An 18,465-nucleotide genomic window follows, 5' to 3' on the forward strand; every position below is an offset into this window, starting at 1 on the left:
CCGGTCCTCCCGGCGAAGGAGAAAACTGTCACCCATGCAATCAGTCCATTCTGTTACCTATCTATCCGGTTCGGACACAGCCCCCTTCTCCCCGTCACTATACGGGGAGAAGGTGCCGGCAGGCGGATGAGGGGCAGCGCTGACATTGCCAGTCGGATACGATTGCCCTGCTAGACCATCCGGCTCAGCGCATCGAAGAAGGTGACCATATCGACATCGAGCGGCTCGTCGACCGGCTCAGGCTGCGACGACATCTTGGCGATAACCACCTCCGCCTTGGGATCGACGTAGAGCCACTGGCCGTGGATGCCGATACCGCAAAAAGCGCCACTTGCCGCGCCGGTCTGGTACCATTTGTTGCGGTAGCGGCCTTGTGGAAAAAGGAACGCCATCGCGCCACGCTGCCAGGCCTCAGCATCTCCGCCTGTGCTGACAGTGTCGCGCACCCAGGCTTCTGGCACGATGCGGCGGCCATCGGCCGTGCCGCCCTGCCGCATCATCTCGCCGACCCGCGCCAGGTCGCGCGGCGTCAGCGAAATGCCGCCGGCTGTGCGCGCAGTGCCGGCCATGTCGACTGTCACCGACGCTTCGCTCGTTGCACCAAGCGGCAGCCACAATTTCTCGCGCATCAACTCGGCGAAGCGCTGGCCGGACGCGCGTTCGAGCAGGATGCCGAGCAGGTCGGAATTGGGCGAGCGGTAGCGGAACGTCCGGCCATGCGGCTCGCCAAGGCGCTGCAGCGTCAGGATGAAGTCGGCCAGGCTTTCGGTGCCGCCGCCCGGATTCCACAGCGTCGCGCGGCGATAGCGGGCAAAGGCGCTTTCCGGATCGAGATAGGCTTCTTCGAAGTCGAGGGTGACGCTCATATCGAGCACATGCCGCACGCTGGCATCGCCATAGGCCGAGCCGGCAGCTTCCGGCAGGTAGCGGGTGACCGGAGCCTGCGGATCGAAAATCCCCTCGCCTTCCAATATGCCGGCCACAATGGCGGTCAGCGACTTGCTGATCGAGAAGATGATGTGGCGGGCGCCGAACTGCATATGCGGTGCAAACCAGTCGCCGACGAACTTGCTGGCTTTCATGATCGTCAGCGCGTCGGTGTCGGAACGCCTGAGAAAGGCCGCAACGGTCTCCGGGCCCCCAGCCAGCGCGACCTTTTCGTCAAGCAGCCCGCCAATATCCCGTGCCGGCGCCTCACTGCCGCTTGACGCTGCAGCGACGCGTGCGCTCGGCACCAATTCTTCGACATTCTGGAACGACCACCGGCTGAACGGGCTTTCGCGCCAGTTGCCGAGCAGCACCTGGTTGCGGGCAAAGCCGTGTCTGGTCTCGAACGCGGTCTTGCCGGTCATGGCGTTTCCTCTTAATTTTTGGAAAATCAGGCCAGCGCGGCGGCGATCGCGTGCACGGCTTTCAGCGTCGCCACCGAATAGGCGATGCTGGTGAAATCGGGGTAGCTCGAAAGCTTCACCACAACCATTCTCGTGTTCCAGTCGATATGGATCAGCTGCCCGAACACGCCCCGGCACATCAGCGCGCGCGAACGCGGGTCCTCGATCCAGAACTGGTTGCGGTAGCTGCCTTGCGGCAGGCTGGGATTGAAGTCCGGTCCATGCCTGCCGGTGCGCGTCGCCTCGATCCAGTCGGCCGGCACCACGCCGCCGCCATTGTCGAGGATCAGCTGGCCGAAACGGCCATAGTCGCGCAGCGTGGCGTTGAAGCCGCCATCGGCGATGGCGTAGCCGGCGCTGTCGACGGTGAAGCAGGCGCTTTCATCCGCGCCGAGCTTTTGCCAGAGTTCTTCCGAAACCAGTTGCGCCAGCCGCTTGCCGGTCACCCGTTCCATGATGAAGGCGAGCACGTCGGTCTCGATCGAACGGTATTCGAAGGCGGCGCCATGCGGCCGGCTTGTCTCCTTGAGCCGCAGGATCAATTCGAAGATATGCGACGGCCACTCGAAGGCTGGGTCGCTGCCCGGCGGCACCGGTTTCCAGCCGCTGGCGACATCGACCTGGCTGATGTCGGAACAGCGGTCGGTGTATTCCTCGGAAAAACGCACGCCAGTCGTCATGTCGAGCACATGCTGCACGCTGGCGCCGGCCCAGCCGGTAGCTTCCAGCTCCGGCAGATAAGTCGTCACCGGCATGGTGAGATCGATCAGCCCGCGCCCGACCAATATGCCGAACACCGAGCCGGTGACCGACTTCGCCATCGACTGCGACAAATGCGGTGTGCGCTCGGTCATGCCGTTGCAATAGCGCTCATAGGCGATCTTGCCGTCCTTGAGCACGAGGAACCCATCCGTATAGGTTTCGTCCAGCAGCCCGGCCAGCGTCGTCGGCTGACCTGTGCTGTCGCTCACCGGCAGCGCGTCGAGATCGACCTCGGTTCGCTCAAACCGGCGGCGATGGCCATTGCCGCGCCAGACTTCGACGGTCGGCAGGATTTCGCGGATGTGCTGGAATGCCCAGCGATTCCAAGGTTCCCTGTCCCAGTCGAGCTTCGGCGGCACCATCCTGGGCGGTGAGCCCTGCATGATCGGCGGCCGCGGATCGGAGTTGCGGTAAGACTGCATGAGAATTTCCCTGCCGCCGCATGCCGCTCTTCCGTTCACTTGGATGAGGAGCGGTCTGCACAGCGGACGAAAAAGCCCCCGAATGGGCCTTTCGAGTGACGAACGCCCGACGCCATGGCGAAGGGCAGTGCCGGCAGGCCAGGTGAGGGGCGGCGCGAACGCTGCGAATTCAGCGCTACCCCTCATCCGGCCCTTGACCCGCCTTCTTCCCGCTCGCGCGGAAGAAGGCGGAGTGCCGCTATTTCTGAACGTCCGTCCAGATGCGCGTGTAGAGTTGCTGCACCTCGGGCGAGCAAGGGGTGAGGAACTCGCCCGCTTTCTCCAGTTCTGGCGGTACCACCAGTTCGGGCGCATCCTTCATGTCGGCTGGCATGAATGCCTTCGAGCCCTTGATGCCATTGGCATATTTGGCGAAGGCGGAGATCATGGCGGCGTTCTCGGGATCCATGATGAAGTTCATGAACAGCTTGGCGTTGTCGACATTCTTGGCATCCTTGAGGATGGCAACACTGTCCATGAAAAAGGGGAAGCCCTCCTTCGGGTAGCCGAACTTGATGTCGGGGTTCTTGATGCGCGAGCGCATGATGGCGCCGTTCCAGTAGTAGACGGCCGAATAGTCGCCGGCCGGTAGCTTCTCGGTCACGCTATAATCCATGGCCAGCCATTTCGGCTTGGCCTCCACCAGCTTGTCGCGCACCTTCTTGAGCAGTTCCTTGTCGTCCGTGCACCAGTCGCCGCCCAGATACTTGATGGTGGCGAACAGCACGTCGTTCATTTCCGGCGAGACATTGATCTTGCCAACCAGTTCCTTCGGCGGATCGAGGAAGATGGCCGAGGTGTTGATGTCGCCGTCATAGACCTTTGTGTTGACGCCGATACCGCTCACGCCCCACTGCCACGGAACCGTATAATGACGGCCCGGATCCCAGGGAACGTTCACCCAGCGCTCGTCGACATTCTTGAAGTTCTCCATCTGGTCGGGCCGGGCCTCAAGCAGAAGCTCTTCCTTCACCCAGATCGGCACGTAGTTGGCCGACGGCACCACAATGTCGAAGCCATGACCACCGGCGCGTACCTTTGCTAGCGCGGTGTCGTTGGAGTCGTAGTCGGTGATCGTCACCTTGACCTTATAGGTATCCTCGAACTTCTTGATCATCTCGGGGCTGGTGTAGTCGCCCCAATTAAAGATGTTGAGTTCGCCTTCCGCATACGCGCTGCCCGCAAAGGCAAACATTGCGAATACCGCCGTGGCAGCCGTGGTCTTCCATTTCATTGCTATTCTCCCGTTTTGGCAATCGTTGGTCATGGCTTGCGCCGATTGACGAAGTAGAACGCGGTTACGAGCACCACCGACAGCGCCAGGAATACCGTGGCGATCGCATTGATTTCCGGGCTCGTTTCGCGCCGCAACTGGCCGAGCATGTAGGTGGGCAGCGTATCCTGGCCGCCGGACTTGACGAATTCGGTGATGACCACATCGTCGAGCGAAATGACGAAGGCGAGCATGAAGCCCGCGATGATGGCCGGCCTCAAGAGCGGCAGCGTCACGAAACGGAAGGCTTTCCAGGGCGTGGCGTATAGGTCAGCGGCTGCGCGCTCCAGCGTCAGGTCCATGCTCTCCAGCCGCGCCCGGATCGGCAAGTAAGCGAACGGGATGCAGAAGGCGGTGTGCGCGGCGATCAGGTAACCGAGTCCTGAGTAACCGGTCCAGACCTTGATGCGCGAGAACACGATCAGGAGCGCGACGCCGGTGACTATCTCCGGCACCATCAGCGGCTGGTTGATGAAGGCGTATTTGAAGGTAAGGCCGGGATAGGGCCGCGTGCGGGTCGTGGCCAGCGCAGCCATGGTGGCGGCGATCGTCGACAGCGCGGCGGCCGAGACCGCCAGCACGAGCGAGCGGACGGAGGCGTCCTGCACGGCCGAATTGTGCCAGGCCGAAATAAACCAGCGCAGTGAGACGCCGTCCCAGCGCGAAAGCGAATCCGCCGTGTTGAACGAATAGGTGACGAGCGCCGCGATCGGCAGATAGAGCGCGAAGAAGGTCAGAAGCGCCATGAACCCGAAGCCGGGTTGCGCCTGGATGTCGAACGGACGCTTAGCCATGGGCGCCCCGCGACCCGGATGCGTTGCGCACGTAGAACAGGAGCGCGATCATCACCAGCACCATGAGCGTAATTGAGATGGCCGCGCCAAGCGGCCAGTTACGGCCCGCGCCGAACTGCAGTTCGATCAGGTTGCCGAGCATCATGTTCTTGCCGCCGCCCAGCACCCGCGGAATGACATAGGCGCCAAGCGAGGGAATGAAGACCAGTATCGAGCCGGCTATGACGCCGGGCTTGATCAACGGGAAGATGATGCGGCGCAGAACCTGCCAGCGACCGGCGTAGAGGTCATATCCGGCCTCGACCAGCCGGAAGTCGAGCTTCTCCATCGAGGCGTAGATCGGCAGCACCATCAGAGGCAGGTAGATATAGATCATGCCGAACAAGATGGCGGCGTCGGTATTCATGATCTGCAGCGGTTGCTTGATGATGCCGAGCGCCATCAGCGCCGTGTTGACCAGGCCTTCGTTGCGGATCACCTGCTGCATGGCGAAGGTGCGGATCAGGAGATTCGTCCAGAACGGAATGGTGACGAGGAAAACCCAGACCTCGCGCGTCTTCGGCGGTCGCGTGGCGATGAAATAGGCTGTGGGGAAGCCGAAGAACATCGTCAGCACGGTGGTGTAGAACGACAGGCTTATCGAACGCCAGAAGATCGACAAATGCGCATCTGCGAAGGCCAGAGTGTCGTCGAAGATGTCACGCTGCATCAACACCGACAGCCAGCCGTCGGTAGAAAATTTCCACACCACGTCGCCATAGGGCCCCGGCGTCAGGAAGGAATAGATCACGACGATCAGCAGCGGTCCGCTCGCGGCGAGAAAGATGATGATCAGCGCCGGCGCCGACAGCAGCCAGCGATCGCGGATCTCTCGGCGCTCGGCCTCCTCAGCGACTTGTTCCGCGCTCGCCATCAATCCCTCAGCACTTGCGCGGCGTCGTTGCCGATCGAGATGCCGACCTTGTCGCCCCGCTCGAAACCGCAGCCGGCGCTGCGCGTGTTCTGCTGGCGCACGGTGAAGCTCTCGCTGCTGTCCAGGCGAACATGGATGTGCGTGTCGGTGCCGAAATAGACGATGTTTTCCACCGTGCCCGACAGGTCGCCCTTGCCGCTGGTCAGCTTGGCATGTTCGGGCCTGACCACCACGGTGGCATTGTCCTTTGGCTGGAAGCCTTCCGCCACAGTCGCGTCTATGGTCGCGCCGGATTTGAGCGTTGCGCGTGCCTTGCCGTTGCCCATGCCTGATATGGCCGCCGTCAGGAAATTGGTTTCGCCGATGAAGTCGGCGACGAAGCGCTCCGCCGGCTTGTCGTAGATGTCCCAGGGCGTGCCGACCTGCAGGATCTTGCCCGACGACATCACCGCGATGCGGTCCGACATGGTCAGCGCTTCCTCCTGGTCGTGGGTGACGAAGATGAAGGTGATGCCGGTCTCGTGCTGCAGCCGCTTCAGCTCGATCTGCATCTCCTTGCGCAGCTTGAAGTCGAGCGCCGACAGCGGCTCGTCGAGCAGCAGCACTTTCGGCTGCGGCGCCAAGGCGCGCGCCAGCGCCACGCGCTGCTGCTGGCCGCCGGAAATCTGGCTGGTGCGGCGGTTGCTGAGCGCTTCCATCTTGACCAGCTTCAGCATCTCGGCGACCCGCGCCTTCACTTCGGCCTTGGGCTTGCCGAGCATTTCGAGGCCGAAGCCGATGTTCTCGGCCACCGTCATATGCGGGAACAGCGCATAGTTCTGGAACACGGTATTGACCGGCCGCTTGAACGGCGGCAGCGGCGCTATGTCCTGGCCGTGCAGCAAGATCTCGCCGGCGCTCGGGAAGTCGAAGCCGGCGATCAGCCTTAGAAGGGTCGTCTTCCCGCAGCCGGACGGACCAAGCAGCGTGAAGAATTCATTTTCGCGGATCGACACCGAAACCGTGTCGAGGGCGGCGACCTGTGACTCTCCGCTACCGAATACCTTGCGGACGCCACGAACTTCAATTGCACTTCTACCCGGTTGTTCCGGCACGATTACCCCATTCTTGTGTCCGCTCTTCTGGCGGATCCAGTTCCCACTCGATTGTCAGCACACGGCGCATGGCTTGGCAAGCACACATCTGAATGTCGATCATACATCTGAACGTCGATTTAGGACGCAATTCCCGTGCCACCGTCAGGCCTGGTAGGTGATCTTGCCGCCGCAGATCGTCGTCACCGGCCGCACCGTATGCAGCGCTTCCGGCGCGGTCGTCTCGATGTCGGCTGAGAGCACCACCAGATCGGCCATAAAGCCTGGCTTGAGGCGGCCCTTGCGGTGCTCCATGAACTCGGCATAGGCGCCTTCCACCGTGTAGCCCGCTAGTGATTCATGCAGCGAAAAGCTCTGGTCGGGATCGCCCTCTGCCCAAGGTTTGCGCAGCACCGCCGCCTGAATGCCCAGGATCGGATCGATCGGCGACACCGGCCAGTCGGAAGCGAAGACGACATGCGCGCCCGCCTGCTTCAGCGTCCGCCAGGCATAGCTCAGCGGCCATCTTTCGCGGCCGATGCGCGAAAGCGTCGGCTCCAGCGGGAAGTCCATGGCGCCGGGCGGGTGCGGCGGCTGCATCGAGGCGATGACGCCAAGCTCTGCGAAGCGCGGTATGTCGGCGGCAGTGACCACCTCGATATGCTCGACCCGGTGCCGGCTGTCGCGCCTGCCGTTCTTCCCCCGCGCCGCCTCATAACCATCGAGGACCGCGCGCACCGCGCCGTCGCCGATCGAATGCACGGCGACCTGCAGCCCGCGCCGGTCGGCCTCCACCGCCACCTCGGCGAGATGCTCCGGCGTAAACAGCGGCTCACCCCGCCAGCCCGGCCGGTCGGCATAGTCGTCGACCATAACCGCGGTCCAGCCTTCCAGCACGCCGTCGTAAAACATCTTGACCATGCCGGACGACAGCCATTCCGATTGGTAGGAGTTGGCCATGCTCGATGCCTTTTCCAGCCTGTCGAGCGTCATGAAGTTCTTGAAATGAAAAGGTATCTTGGTGCGGCAGAGCAGTCGCCCTTCCTGTTCCAGCCCGGCTAGCAGCTCGAGCTGGTAAAGATTGCCGTCCATGTTCTGGATCGAGGTGATGCCGTGGCGGGCGCACCATTCCAACCCGCGATGCATCAGGTCACGATCGGCCGCGACTTCGGCGGCGGAAGGGTACGGCTCGGGCTCTCCACCTGTCGCAATGCCGAGCCGCACTCGGTTCTGTCCCGAAAGCTCGAGGATTGGCCCGAACGCCTCCCCCTCGCGCAATTCGCCCGCCGCCAGGCCATCCGCTCCCATGACGATCTCGTTGCCGGGACCGAGTTGCTTGCCGTGCAGGACGCCAGCCAACTCCAGCGCCTTGGTGTTGGCCCACATCGTGTGATGATCGGAAGCCGACATGGCGAACGGCCGGTCGGCGATGATGCGGTCGAGATGATGGCGGGTGACCGGCTCTTCCTTGGAAAGGACGGTGTAGTCGACGCCGGCCCCAAGCAGCAATTTGGCGTTCGGCCGTGCCGCCGCATAGGCGCGGATCGCGTCGCTCAGTGCATCGAAGCCATGCACGCCCTGAAGGTGCAGATTGTCGAGTTCGGCCGCGCCGCCGAAAAGATGCATATGCGCTTCGATAAAGCCCGGCACCAGCGACCCGCCTTGCGCATCGATAATCTTCGTGGCCGGCCCTTTCAGCGCCTCAATCGTCCGGCGATCCCCAACCGCGAGGATGTTGCCGTCCTTTATCGCCACCGCCTCGGCCGTCGGATGGCCTTCGTCCATGGTCAGCACACGGGCATTGATGACGATCAGGTCGGCATTTGAACTCATGATTACCCGCGGTTCGGTTGCGCTACCGACAGGCTAGACGAGTAGCTGCCGTGCCAGCAAGCCATGGCTGGTTGGCCCAGCGCCTTGTGAAAGGCAGTGCAAGACGGCTAGGGTCGCCGCATCTCACCACGGAACAATTTCATGAAGACTGTTTTTTCGCCCCTCCATGCCGGCCATTCCGGCAATGTCGAATTGATTGCCGGCGCCATCGTGCCGGCCTTCGAGAAGCCGTCGCGCGCCGAGTTCATCAAGGCGAGGGTGGAGAGCGAAAAGCTCGGCCTGATCCTGCCACCCGAGACCCACGACCTCGCAGCCGCCAAGCAGGTGCATACCAGCGACTACATCGATTTCCTGCCGACCGTATGGCCGCTCTGGGAAGCGTCGGGCCGGACAGGCTCGGCCATCCCCTTCACCTGGCCGACGCGCGGCTTGCGCGGCGATGTGCGCCCGCAAACCATCGATGCGCTGCTTGGCTTTTACTCCTTCGACGGCGGCGCCAGCTTCGTCAAAGGCACCTGGGAGGCGATCAAGTCGTCCTACGATGTGACGCTGACCGCAGCCGCTCTGGTCAAGGGCGGCGAGATATCAGCCTTCGCGCTCTGCCGCCCGCCCGGCCATCATGCCGGTGCTGCATTCATGGGCGGCTATTGCTACATCAATAACGCCGCGGTTGCCGCGCAATGGTTCCGCGACCAGGGCACCAGGCGCGTCTCGATCCTCGATGTCGATTACCATCACGGCAACGGCACGCAGGAGATCTTCTACAGCCGCGACGACGTGCAGGTGCTGAACCTGCATGGCGACCCGATGACCGAATATCCGTTCTTCCTCGGCCATGCCGACGAGCGTGGCGCCGGCGCCGGCGAAGGCTTCAACGTCAACTACCCCATGCCGTTCGGCACCACATGGGATGCCTGGAATGCTTCGCTGGAGGACGCCTGCGCAAAACTTGCAGTTTACGCCCCCGAGATCGTTGTCGTCTCGCTCGGCGTCGACACGTTCGAGAAGGACCCGATCAGCAGGTTCAAGCTGAAAAGCGCCGACTATCCCAGGATTGGCCGTCGCATCGCCAAGCTCGGCCTGCCGACGCTGTTCGTCATGGAAGGCGGCTACGCCGTCGAGGAAATCGGCATCAATGCGGTCGGCGTGCTGACCGGATTCGAGGATCGGTAATGCGTGTCGCCCAAAGGGCTGCCCCGGGCGTTCGACCCGAGAGCGCAGCGGTGATGGCAGCTACGCCACTTGGCCGCCGATCGTCTGGAGCGCGCCACTTCCCCGGGCCCTCCCAATTCGACAAGTGGTTGACCGGAAACAGCGGATCGATCGTCATTGTCTGCTCTCCGGCGCGTAATGGAGGATGACAAACACCTGACTTGAGTGTCTTCGTCTCGAGATGCTTCAGGCGTATCCGGTTCGGGCCGCCCTTGAAGAGCGGCGTGCCTCTCCCGAGAATGACGGGGTTGATCCCGAGGTGATACTCGTCGATCAGGCCGTGCTCCATCAGGGTCGCCGTGAGGTCGGCGCTGCCGAACACGAAGATGTCTCCGCCGTCCCTGCTCTTCAGGTTGGAGACTTCTTCCGCGACATTGCCGTTGAAGAGCTTCGTGTTGTTCCAGTCGGCGCTTTTCAGCGTGCGCGAGAAGACCACCTTCTCGATCTTGTTCATGAAATCTGCGATCCAGCCTTGCTCGGACGGCCAATAGGCTGCCATGAGCTCGTAGGTCACGCGGCCGAAGATCAGCGTGTCGGCCTTTTCCTGGGTCTCACGAATGTAGTTCTCAAGTTCTTCTTCAAAGACGAACCAGCTGATGTCCCTGTCCGGACCTTCGAAGAAGCCGTCGACACTCACCATGTCCCATATGATCAGCTTTCTCATAGAACCCTCCTCTTCGTGTATCCCTTTGTGAATTCTCGGCCTATCCCGTGAAGCGGAAGCGCATGTTGGTGATCTGCCCCGCTTCCGAGAGCTCGGTCTTCTCCAGCCTGATCGGCACCATGCCGTTCTGACTGAAGCGGCGGATGCCGTCGCCGATGAGGACAGGCGCGACATGGAGACCTCGTCCGCAAGCCCTGATTCGGGCCGACGGAAGTCGCAGCATCTCAGCGGGATGCGACGAAGCGTTCCAGTTTGCCGAGAGTTTGCAGTCCCAGTTCCACGGCACCGAAGCCCTTCGCCTCCTGGAACTCGGCAGCCGTGCTGAATACCATGCCCAGCGTTACCTTCGTTGCCCCGTCCTGATCCACGAACGAGGCCCAGGCGTCGGCATGTTTCGGCCCGTTCTCGCCCCAATGCAGCGTATAGCCGATCCTCTCCTCGGGCCGGACCTCGTTATAGAGATGGTGGTTCGGGAAAACCGTGCCGTCAGACGCGATCATGTCGAATACCCACTCGCCGCCCGCTCGCAAGTCGATCCTCTTCGTTCGACAGGAGAAGCCTTCCGGCCCCCACCATTGCGGCAGCGTTTCAGGGTTCATCCACGCGCCCCAGACGATGGACCGCGGCGCCTGAATCACCCGCTGCAGCACCATGGTTCGTTCGGCCGCGCCCGCGAGGTTGTCCAGGCCGGCACCGAAGCCCGCCCGGTAGCCTGCTTCCATGTCCTGCGCCAGCGAGGAAAGTTGCACCGTCACGACCAGCCGGCTGCGCTCGTGCGTGCCTGAGAGATCTGCCGTCACCAGCGCTGCTGATTGCGTCACGCCTTCGCACGAGATCACCTCGTAGTTCACACTGCACAGCGCTGGCTGCAACACCAGCCAGCCGCACTCGCAGCGGATGTCCGGCTGGCCCTCTGCCTTGCAGAGCGAGATCTCGCGACCACCCACCCTGGTGTCGGCCTCCAAAAAATCCACGGGGACCGAGGGCGACGGCGCAGCCCAGATCGCCCGCGCGGCCGGCGCCGTCCAAGCCTCCCACAGCACGGCCAATGGCGCGGCCACGTCCCGTTCGAAGGTCAGCGTCGCAAAACGGCCCTTCCTATCATCGGGCACCGCACGGGTCGCACTGTTTGTAGCGAGGTTCTGTGTCATTCTGCGCGTTCCTTCTTCATCACATTCATCACAAATGCGTCCAACCGGTCGAGCCGAGATTCCCAGATGGCCCGCTGTTCATCGAGCCATGTTCGCGCTGGATCCAGAGCCTCGGGTACGATGGCGCAGGTGCGTATCCGCCCGTCCTTGGACGTGGTGATCAACCCTGCCTCCTCCAGCACGGAAAGGTGCCGCATCACCGTGGGCAGCCGCAGTCCCGTGGGCCCAGCCAGATCCGTTACCCGCGCAGGTGTTTCGGCGAGCCGGGTCAGGATCGACCGGCGGGTCGGATCAGCGAGCGCGTGGAAGAGCAGCGAGAGATCAGGGTCATGCTTAGCCATGTCGCTAACTATCGCCCAAATTGCCGGTGGCGCAAGCGAAAACTTCGTCAAGTCGCTAAGTATTTTTTGCGCAACGCGCCGAGTTCTTGGAGCAGGCGGATTCTGTTGCCAAGTCCGCAGAGAAGTTGCTCGTAGCGATGCTCGCACGGGCTGATGCTTGCAATCGAAGACAAAATCCTGAAGCCGCCAGTCCGCTTCCCACCAATCTCAGCCGTTCGCGTTTATCGGTTCACGGCAGCAGGCAGCGGCGCGGCGGACAGAAAGTCGGACACCTCACCGAAGCGCTTCACGCGGCCTGCAAGAATGGCCGCCGACCTGTTCCCGCCACCGCTATCTCTTTGTTGGACCATGATCTTCTTTGAAAAGGCGTTCGCCCTTTGCGAGGTCATGCTCTAATTCTAGGACGGCATGAGGGCACCGATTCTGGAAGAACGCAGCATTTGAAGTCGGGGAAGCATCGATGATCGACGACGAGCCGGACAGCGAACGTGTCTCGGCGCTGGCGCCGTTCCGACACGGCATTTTCCGCGCCGTATGGTCCGCCAGTCTGGTTTCGAATTTCGGTGGCTTGATCCAGGGCGTCGGCGCCGCCTGGATGATGACCACGATCGCCACCTCGTCCTATCAGGTTGCGCTGGTCCAGGCCTCGACTACCTTGCCGATCATGCTGTTTGCGCTCGTTGCCGGCGCCATCGCCGACAGCTTCAACCGGCGCAAGGTCATGCTGATTGCCCAGATCTTCATGCTGATCGTCTCGGTTCTGCTGACCGTGTTCACCTATCTTGGCTTGATAACGCCGTGGACGCTGCTGGTCTTCGCCTTCCTGATCAACTGCGGCACGGCGCTTTACAACCCGTCATGGCAGGCTTCTGTCGGCGACATGGTGCCGCGCGCCAAGCTGCCGGCGGCCGTCGCGCTCAACTCCTTGGGCTTCAACCTGACGCGCAGCGTCGGCCCGGCGATCGGCGGCATCATCGTTGCCGCCGCAGGTGCTGCAGCGGCCTTTGCCGCCAACGCATTGAGCTATGTCGGGCTGATCATCGTGCTGGCCCGCTGGAAGCCGGAATTGCCGGCCTCGACACTGCCGCGCGAGACGCTGGGCGCGGCGATGGGTGCTGGCCTGCGCTACGTCGCGATGTCGCCCAATATCGGCAAGGTGCTGGTAAGGGGTGCAGCTTTCGGCTTCAGCGCCGGTGCGGTCCTGGCACTGCTGCCGCTGGTGGCGCGCAATGTCGTCAAGGGCGATGCCTTGACCTACGGCATCATGCTCGGTGCTTTCGGCATCGGCGCCGTCGGCGGCGCGCTGATCAGCGTCAGGCTGCGGCAGATCCTGTCGAGCGAGACGATGGTGCGCATGGCATTCGCCGGCTTCGCGCTCTGCGCCTTCAATGCCGCCGTCAGCGATCAGGCCTGGCAAACGTCGCTCGGGCTGCTCATCGGCGGCGCCTGCTGGGTGGTCGCGCTGGCGCATTTCAACGTCACGGTGCAGATGTCGACGCCGCGCTGGGTGGTCGGCCGGGTGCTCTCGGTCTATCAGACGGCGACCTTCGGCGGCATCGCCCTCGGCAGCTGGATCTGGGGTGTTGTCGCTGATGCGCAAGGCGCCGAATTCGCTCTGACCGCGGCCGCCGTCGCGATGCTGGCGGGCGGCGGGATCGGCCTCTTGCTGCCTTTGCCGCAGCAGGCGGTGCTCAACCTCGATCCGCTGAACCGTTTCAAGGAGCCGCATCTTGCACTCGACCTGAAACTGCGCAGCGGGCCGATCGCCATCATGATCGAGTACATCATCCGCGAGGAGGACGTGCCGGAATTCCTGGCCACCATGGCCGAACGCGGCCGCATCCGCCGCCGTGACGGCGCCCGCAACTGGACGCTGGCGCGCGATCTCGAAAATCCCGCAATATGGATCGAGCACTATCACACGCCGACATGGCTCGAATACATCCGTCACAACAAGCGGGCCACCCATGCCGACGCCGTTGTCGGCGAGCGCCTGCGGGCGCTGCACAGCGGCGACGAGCCGCCGCGCGTCCGCCGCATGATCGAGCGTCCGACAACCGCCGGCACCGCGATCGTCATGCCGAAAGGACCAATCGAGCATTAGGTTGGCGGAAGCCCTGTCGGAGGAAGCACGCGCAAGCTCATTCGCTTGTGCCGCGTTGCGCCGAGAAGCTATTTGACCTTGATGATGACCTTGCCCTTGGCCCGGCCCTGTTCAATGTATGCCAATGCCTCGTTGGTCTGCTCAAGCGGAAAGACGCGATCTATAACCGGGCGGACGACGCCCGTTTCGATGAGCGACGTGATTTTTGTCAACTGCCCGCCATTGGCCGCCATGAACAGGAACGAATATCGGACATCTGCGCGTTTTGCCCGTCTCCTGATGCCTGCGCTCAGAACGCGCATGACCAGGTTCAGCACCCAGCTCAGCCCCTTCTCCCTGGCAAACCCAGGATCGGGCGGACCGGAGATCGAAACGGCTACGCCACCTGGCTTCAACACACGCAGGGACTTTTCGAGGGTCTTGTTGTCCTGGCTGTTCAGGACGACATCGTAGCCCGAAAGCACTTTCTCGAAGTCATCCTTCTTGTAGTCGACAATGACATCGGCGCCCAGCTTCCTGACCATATCCGTGTTCGACGCGCTTGTTGTCGTGGCGACCGTTGCGCCGAGGTGCTTTGCCAATTGGATGGCGAATGTCCCCACTCCGCCGGAGCCGGCCTGAATAAAGACCTTCTGTCCTTTCTTCAGCTTCGCCCTTTCAACCAGCGCCTGCCAGGCGGTCAGCCCCACCAGGGGAATGGACGCAGCCTCTTCCATGCTGAGGTTTTTTGGCTTCAGGGCCACGTCCGCATCATTAATGGCGATGTACTCGGCGAACGCTCCGATCCGACCGTCGCGCGCTCGCGCATAGACCTCGTCGCCCGGTTTGAACTGTCGGACTTTCGCGCCGACGCGAATGACCGTTCCGGCCACGTCATGGCCTGCAACGAAAGGCCGGCCGTAGGGCAGGATCAGCTTGAACTCTCCGTCCCTGATCTTGGAGTCCAGCAGATTGACGCTGGCGGCATGGATCTGCACCAGCACGTCATTCTCCCCTGCTTCCGGCTCTGGAACCTCTCCAAGCCGTAGGGGAGCTTTCTTTGCATATCGATCGACGATGAAGGCCTTCATTGCAGCTTTCCTAAATTGAGGAGACCTGGAGCCAGGTCGCCATCTCCGATGCGTTGCCCTATTGCATTATGGTCACTTAATGATAATATGACCGTAATGCAATAGCTGATCGAAGGAGAAAGACATGCGCTACGAGAAAGGCCGGAGGGAAGCATCGCGGCAGCGGATCATGGATGTGGCGACCGAACGGTTTCGCTCCGACGGCATCGCTGCATCAGGTCTCGCCGGCATCATGGGTGAGGCGGGACTGACCAATGGAGCTTTCTATCCCCATTTTCCGTCCAAGGCGGCGCTTGTGCGTGAGAGTGTGGCAGCCGCGCTGGAGGCCCAGACGGCCCAGATACAGGAGCTATTGGCCGCCGGCGGCACGTCATTGGCCATCGACACGTATCTGTCGGCGGAACACCGAGACAATCCAGGCAAAGGTTGCGCTTCAGCCGCGCTGCTGCCCGAAATTGCGCGTGAGCCGATCGAGACGCGCCAAGTTTACGCCGAGCACCTGCTCAAGCTCGTACGCCAGGTGGCGGCCGAGCTGACGCCCGACGCCCGCGATCCCGAGGCTGTCGCGTTCGGCGTCTTCGCGACCCTGATCGGCACACTTGAGCTGTCCCGCGCGGTGAACGGAACCGAACTGTCCGATCGCATTCTTGCGGCTGGCGCGGTGGCGGCGAAGGCGCTGCTCCAGCCCAGCGGCAGCGACAGCGACAAGCCAGAAGGAAGAAAACCATCATGAACGTGCATCATCTGTCGCGACCTGCCGCGATCGTCAAACACAGGGACGTGCCGACGAAAACGGTCGACGTCGGCGGTACGAAATTCGCCTACCGGGAACTCGGGCCCACAACCGGGGTACCGGTGATTTTTCTTACCCATCTGAGTGCGGTTCTCGACAATTGGGATCCCCGGGTCGTCGATGGTATTGCCGCAAAACGACGCGTTGTCACCTTCGATAACCGTGGTGTTGGCGCATCAGGCGGCTCCACTCCCAGCACGGTGGAGGCGATGGCCCGCGACGCGATCGCCTTCATCCGGGCCCTCGGTTTCGAGAAGGTTGACCTGCTCGGCCTATCTCTTGGCGGCTTCATCGCCCAGGCGATTGTTCAGCTGGAGCCCAATCTGGTTCGCAAGATTATCCTCGCGGGAACCGGCCCAGCCGGGGGTACCGGCATCGACAGGGTGACGTTCGTCACCTTCTTCGACATGATCCGCGCCGCGCTGACCATCAAGGACCCAAAGAACTACCTCTTCTTCACCCAAAGCCCCAACGGCAAGAAGGCGGCGCGCGAGTTTCTGCAGCGCTTGAACGAACGGACCAATGACCGCGACAAGCCCATCGCCCTCGGCGCTTTCAGCCAGCAGCTCAAGGCAGTGCGTGCCTTTGGCCTCGAGCGCCCTGCCGACCTATCGCGTGTCCGGCACCCGGTCCTCGTGGTGAATGGCGATCACGACAGAATGGTGCCCACCAGCAATTCCGTCGACCTGGCACGGCGCTTGCCCAATGCCGAGCTGGTCCTGTACGAGGACGGCGGGCATACGGCCATTTTCCAGTATCACGGCGCCTTCGTGGAGAAGGCCCTGGACTTCCTCGATGCCTAATCAGGCGGTGCCGGTGTGGCCAGTTGGTGAGCAAATGACGCTTCGATCCATGCGCTAACCTGACGGGCAACACCGTACACTAGATCGGGGAAGGCCTGAGGAAGGAAGCGCACGCAAGCTAATTCGCCGAATCTGCGTTGCTTCGACAACGGACCTTCAGTCTGTTCCCGTAAAGCCAAGTGACACCCGTGCGTCAGGATGCGGCGCGCAGGCTCGTACGGACGCGCCGCCTGCTTGTGGCGCGGGACTTCTCCGCCACGACACCGGTGATCTCGACCACGCCGTTCTCATGCGGTTTGGCGTTTGTGACCTTGTGGAGACGCTCATAGGGCAACAGTTCCTTGACCCGGGCGTCGAGCACCGCGACTTCGGCTCGAAGGTCCTCGCATTCCTGCCTCTGGACATCGAGCTGTATCTGTTCGGATGCCTGCTGCAGGGAAAGCTGCGAAAAATTCGCGCTCACGGTCGAGAGGTGCATCTTGTCGTTTTCGTTCTCCTTTCTGAGAACCGACAACCTTTCCTCCGCAATTTGCTTTTCGGCGACAGCGTCGCTCCATTGAGCCTTGAGATTGGCGATCTCGCTCGCGGCTTGATTGTTCTCGTTCGAGGCGACTTCAAATCGTGATTGGAGATTGCCAATTTCAGAACGCAGGCCGCCGATCTCAGCGAAACTACGCGCACGCTCGGCTTCCCTGTCACCTTCCATGATACGTGCCGCTTCCGTCATTTCCGACAGCTTCGCTTGCGCGATATCGAGCGATTTCTGCAGCCGCATCTCCTCTTGTTCGCTCTTGCCGAGCGCAGACAGCAGTTCCGAAAGTCGCGCCGCGTCACTGGCATGAATCGTCGAGAGCTCGTCCAGCCGGTGCCGCGCCTCAGCTTCCCGCTTCAGCGCCTTGTCGAAGTCGATCGACAGGCTGACATGCTTTTCCCGCAATATCTCGTTCTCGCGCGCGCATCGGTTGGCCTCGGCCGTTCTGGCCGAAAGCGTTTTAACGAGGTCGCCGAACTCCGCTTCGCGCTCTGCGCTCGCATTGCCTGCCACGACGAGTTCCAGCCTTGCCGCAGCCAGCGCACTGCGAAGTGCCTCCTTGTCCTCGGCCAGGCTTATCTCGCGCTGCTGCAGGGCCTCGACGGCGCTTTCACGCTCGCGCTGCTTTCTGGTCGCTTCGTGGAATTGCTCCGATAGCACTCTTTGCTGCGTGGTCAGGCTGCCATTTGCCAGTTCCAGTTCGTTGGCGCGAAGAATGTCCCCGTGAAGCAGCTTCAGGAATTCGCCTGTCAGGTGATGCGAGGTCGCGATCTCCGACAGTTTCGTGTTGATCTCCTCCAGATACTCGCGCGCATCGTCAAACAGCCCCTCAACGGCATCTAGCGCAGCAAGGCGGGTTTGTGTGTGGGAGGTCAGCCGCCGTGCGATCTCGGGAGCGTCGGCATCGTCCTCGGGCTGAGAGTTGTCATTCCTTGCCGCGAGATTCTCATCCGGAACGTTGTCCAATGGCGATTGGTCGTCCAGGTTGAGACACTCATCGAACGCATCCGCCAAATCGGCTTCGAGTTCCTTGAATGCCCTGTCCACCGTCTCGGCACGCTTGATCAGACTTCTGATTTTCATGACTGAACATCCCCTACTGTAACGCCATCTGGGGTCTTGATCCTCGCCTCCCGGATACGGGTTCATCCCCTTCCCCCTGATCGCGCGGTGGCGCATGAGGCGAGCCCACGCTAGGGACAGGCCTGGCCACTGTCCTCGTCTGTTTGAATGATGCAGACCTTGTAACTGCCAGTGTGGACAGCGCAGCTTCACTGCGGCGATAAAACCCATCA

General features: G+C 62.1%; 17 protein-coding genes and 1 pseudogene. 5 read left to right on the forward strand and 13 right to left on the reverse strand.

Features of this window, described 5'->3' with window-relative positions; genetic code table 11:
- Positions 1-170 precede the first annotated feature (170 nt).
- The 7 genes from AC0L2C_RS23930 to AC0L2C_RS23960 form a co-directional block, all read right to left on the reverse strand.
- Complete coding sequence (locus tag AC0L2C_RS23930; RefSeq protein WP_473524607.1) at positions 171-1,352, reverse strand: serine hydrolase domain-containing protein; 1,182 nt, start codon at positions 1,350-1,352, stop codon at positions 171-173.
- Positions 1,353-1,378: 26 nt separating this feature from the next.
- Positions 1,379-2,575 carry a serine hydrolase domain-containing protein gene (locus AC0L2C_RS23935; protein WP_473524608.1) on the reverse strand — a complete coding sequence of 399 codons (1,197 nt, stop codon included), beginning with the start codon at positions 2,573-2,575 and terminating at the stop codon, positions 1,379-1,381.
- A 238-nt stretch (positions 2,576-2,813) separates the two neighbouring features.
- On the reverse strand, positions 2,814-3,848 hold the full coding sequence (locus AC0L2C_RS23940) for an ABC transporter substrate-binding protein (protein WP_023798018.1): 1,035 nt from the start codon (positions 3,846-3,848) through the stop codon (positions 2,814-2,816).
- A 29-nt stretch (positions 3,849-3,877) separates the two neighbouring features.
- Positions 3,878-4,681 (reverse strand): ABC transporter permease, encoded by an 804-nt coding sequence (locus tag AC0L2C_RS23945; RefSeq protein WP_091594807.1) that lies wholly within the window; start codon positions 4,679-4,681, stop codon positions 3,878-3,880.
- A complete protein-coding gene (locus AC0L2C_RS23950; protein WP_473524609.1) occupies positions 4,674-5,594 on the reverse strand; it encodes an ABC transporter permease in 921 nt (306 codons plus the stop codon). The genes AC0L2C_RS23945 and AC0L2C_RS23950 overlap by 8 nt, the downstream gene beginning before the upstream one ends.
- Complete coding sequence (locus tag AC0L2C_RS23955) at positions 5,594-6,688, reverse strand: ABC transporter ATP-binding protein (RefSeq protein ID WP_287173379.1); 1,095 nt, start codon at positions 6,686-6,688, stop codon at positions 5,594-5,596. Before AC0L2C_RS23955 ends, AC0L2C_RS23950 begins: the two co-directional genes overlap by 1 nt.
- A 144-nt stretch (positions 6,689-6,832) precedes the next feature.
- Complete coding sequence (locus AC0L2C_RS23960; RefSeq protein ID WP_287173382.1) at positions 6,833-8,500, reverse strand: amidohydrolase; 1,668 nt, start codon at positions 8,498-8,500, stop codon at positions 6,833-6,835.
- 141 nt (positions 8,501-8,641) lie between these two features.
- On the opposite strand from AC0L2C_RS23960, the gene AC0L2C_RS23965 reads away from it, so the two are divergent.
- Positions 8,642-9,673 (forward strand): histone deacetylase family protein, encoded by a 1,032-nt coding sequence (locus AC0L2C_RS23965; RefSeq protein WP_473524610.1) that lies wholly within the window; start codon positions 8,642-8,644, stop codon positions 9,671-9,673.
- Positions 9,674-9,826: 153 nt separating this feature from the next.
- On the opposite strand, the pseudogene AC0L2C_RS23970 reads toward AC0L2C_RS23965, so the two are convergent.
- The 4 genes and pseudogenes from AC0L2C_RS23970 to AC0L2C_RS23985 all read right to left on the reverse strand — a co-directional run bounded on the left by AC0L2C_RS23970 (position 9,827) and on the right by AC0L2C_RS23985 (position 11,868).
- Positions 9,827-10,376 (reverse strand): annotated as a pseudogene (locus AC0L2C_RS23970) (dihydrofolate reductase family protein).
- Between the two features lie 40 nt (positions 10,377-10,416).
- Positions 10,417-10,599 (reverse strand): hypothetical protein, encoded by a 183-nt coding sequence (locus AC0L2C_RS23975; protein ID WP_473524611.1) that lies wholly within the window; start codon positions 10,597-10,599, stop codon positions 10,417-10,419.
- Position 10,600: 1 nt separating this feature from the next.
- Positions 10,601-11,527: an SRPBCC family protein gene (locus tag AC0L2C_RS23980; protein WP_473524612.1), complete on the reverse strand. Its 927-nt coding sequence runs from the start codon at positions 11,525-11,527 to the stop codon at positions 10,601-10,603.
- Positions 11,524-11,868, reverse strand: a complete 345-nt coding sequence (locus AC0L2C_RS23985; protein WP_287053279.1) for an ArsR/SmtB family transcription factor — start codon at positions 11,866-11,868, stop codon at positions 11,524-11,526. Before AC0L2C_RS23985 ends, AC0L2C_RS23980 begins: the two co-directional genes overlap by 4 nt.
- Before the next feature lie 153 nt (positions 11,869-12,021).
- Here AC0L2C_RS23985 and AC0L2C_RS23990 point away from each other — a divergent pair, with 153 nt between their 5' ends.
- Positions 12,022-12,264, forward strand: a complete 243-nt coding sequence (locus tag AC0L2C_RS23990; RefSeq protein ID WP_473524613.1) for a hypothetical protein — start codon at positions 12,022-12,024, stop codon at positions 12,262-12,264.
- 64 nt (positions 12,265-12,328) lie between these two features.
- Positions 12,329-13,972 carry an MFS transporter gene (locus AC0L2C_RS23995; protein ID WP_473524614.1) on the forward strand — a complete coding sequence of 548 codons (1,644 nt, stop codon included), beginning with the start codon at positions 12,329-12,331 and terminating at the stop codon, positions 13,970-13,972.
- A 68-nt stretch (positions 13,973-14,040) separates the two neighbouring features.
- Here the strand turns inward: AC0L2C_RS23995 and AC0L2C_RS24000 are convergent, their stop codons facing one another.
- On the reverse strand, positions 14,041-15,042 hold the full coding sequence (locus AC0L2C_RS24000; protein WP_128173744.1) for an NADP-dependent oxidoreductase: 1,002 nt from the start codon (positions 15,040-15,042) through the stop codon (positions 14,041-14,043).
- A 124-nt stretch (positions 15,043-15,166) separates the two neighbouring features.
- Between AC0L2C_RS24000 and AC0L2C_RS24005 the strand changes: the two genes are divergently transcribed.
- Positions 15,167-15,775, forward strand: coding sequence for a TetR/AcrR family transcriptional regulator (locus tag AC0L2C_RS24005; protein WP_473524615.1), 609 nt, complete (start codon positions 15,167-15,169; stop codon positions 15,773-15,775).
- The gene (locus AC0L2C_RS24010) at positions 15,772-16,638 is read left to right on the forward strand and encodes an alpha/beta fold hydrolase (RefSeq protein ID WP_128173745.1); all 867 of its coding nucleotides are present in this window, start codon (positions 15,772-15,774) and stop codon (positions 16,636-16,638) included. Before AC0L2C_RS24005 ends, AC0L2C_RS24010 begins: the two co-directional genes overlap by 4 nt.
- Positions 16,639-16,831: 193 nt before the next feature.
- Here the strand turns inward: AC0L2C_RS24010 and AC0L2C_RS24015 are convergent, their stop codons facing one another.
- Positions 16,832-18,253, reverse strand: a complete 1,422-nt coding sequence (locus AC0L2C_RS24015; protein ID WP_473524639.1) for a coiled-coil domain-containing protein — start codon at positions 18,251-18,253, stop codon at positions 16,832-16,834.
- Positions 18,254-18,465 lie beyond the last annotated feature (212 nt).

Source organism: Mesorhizobium sp. WSM4845 (genome assembly GCF_055811455.1).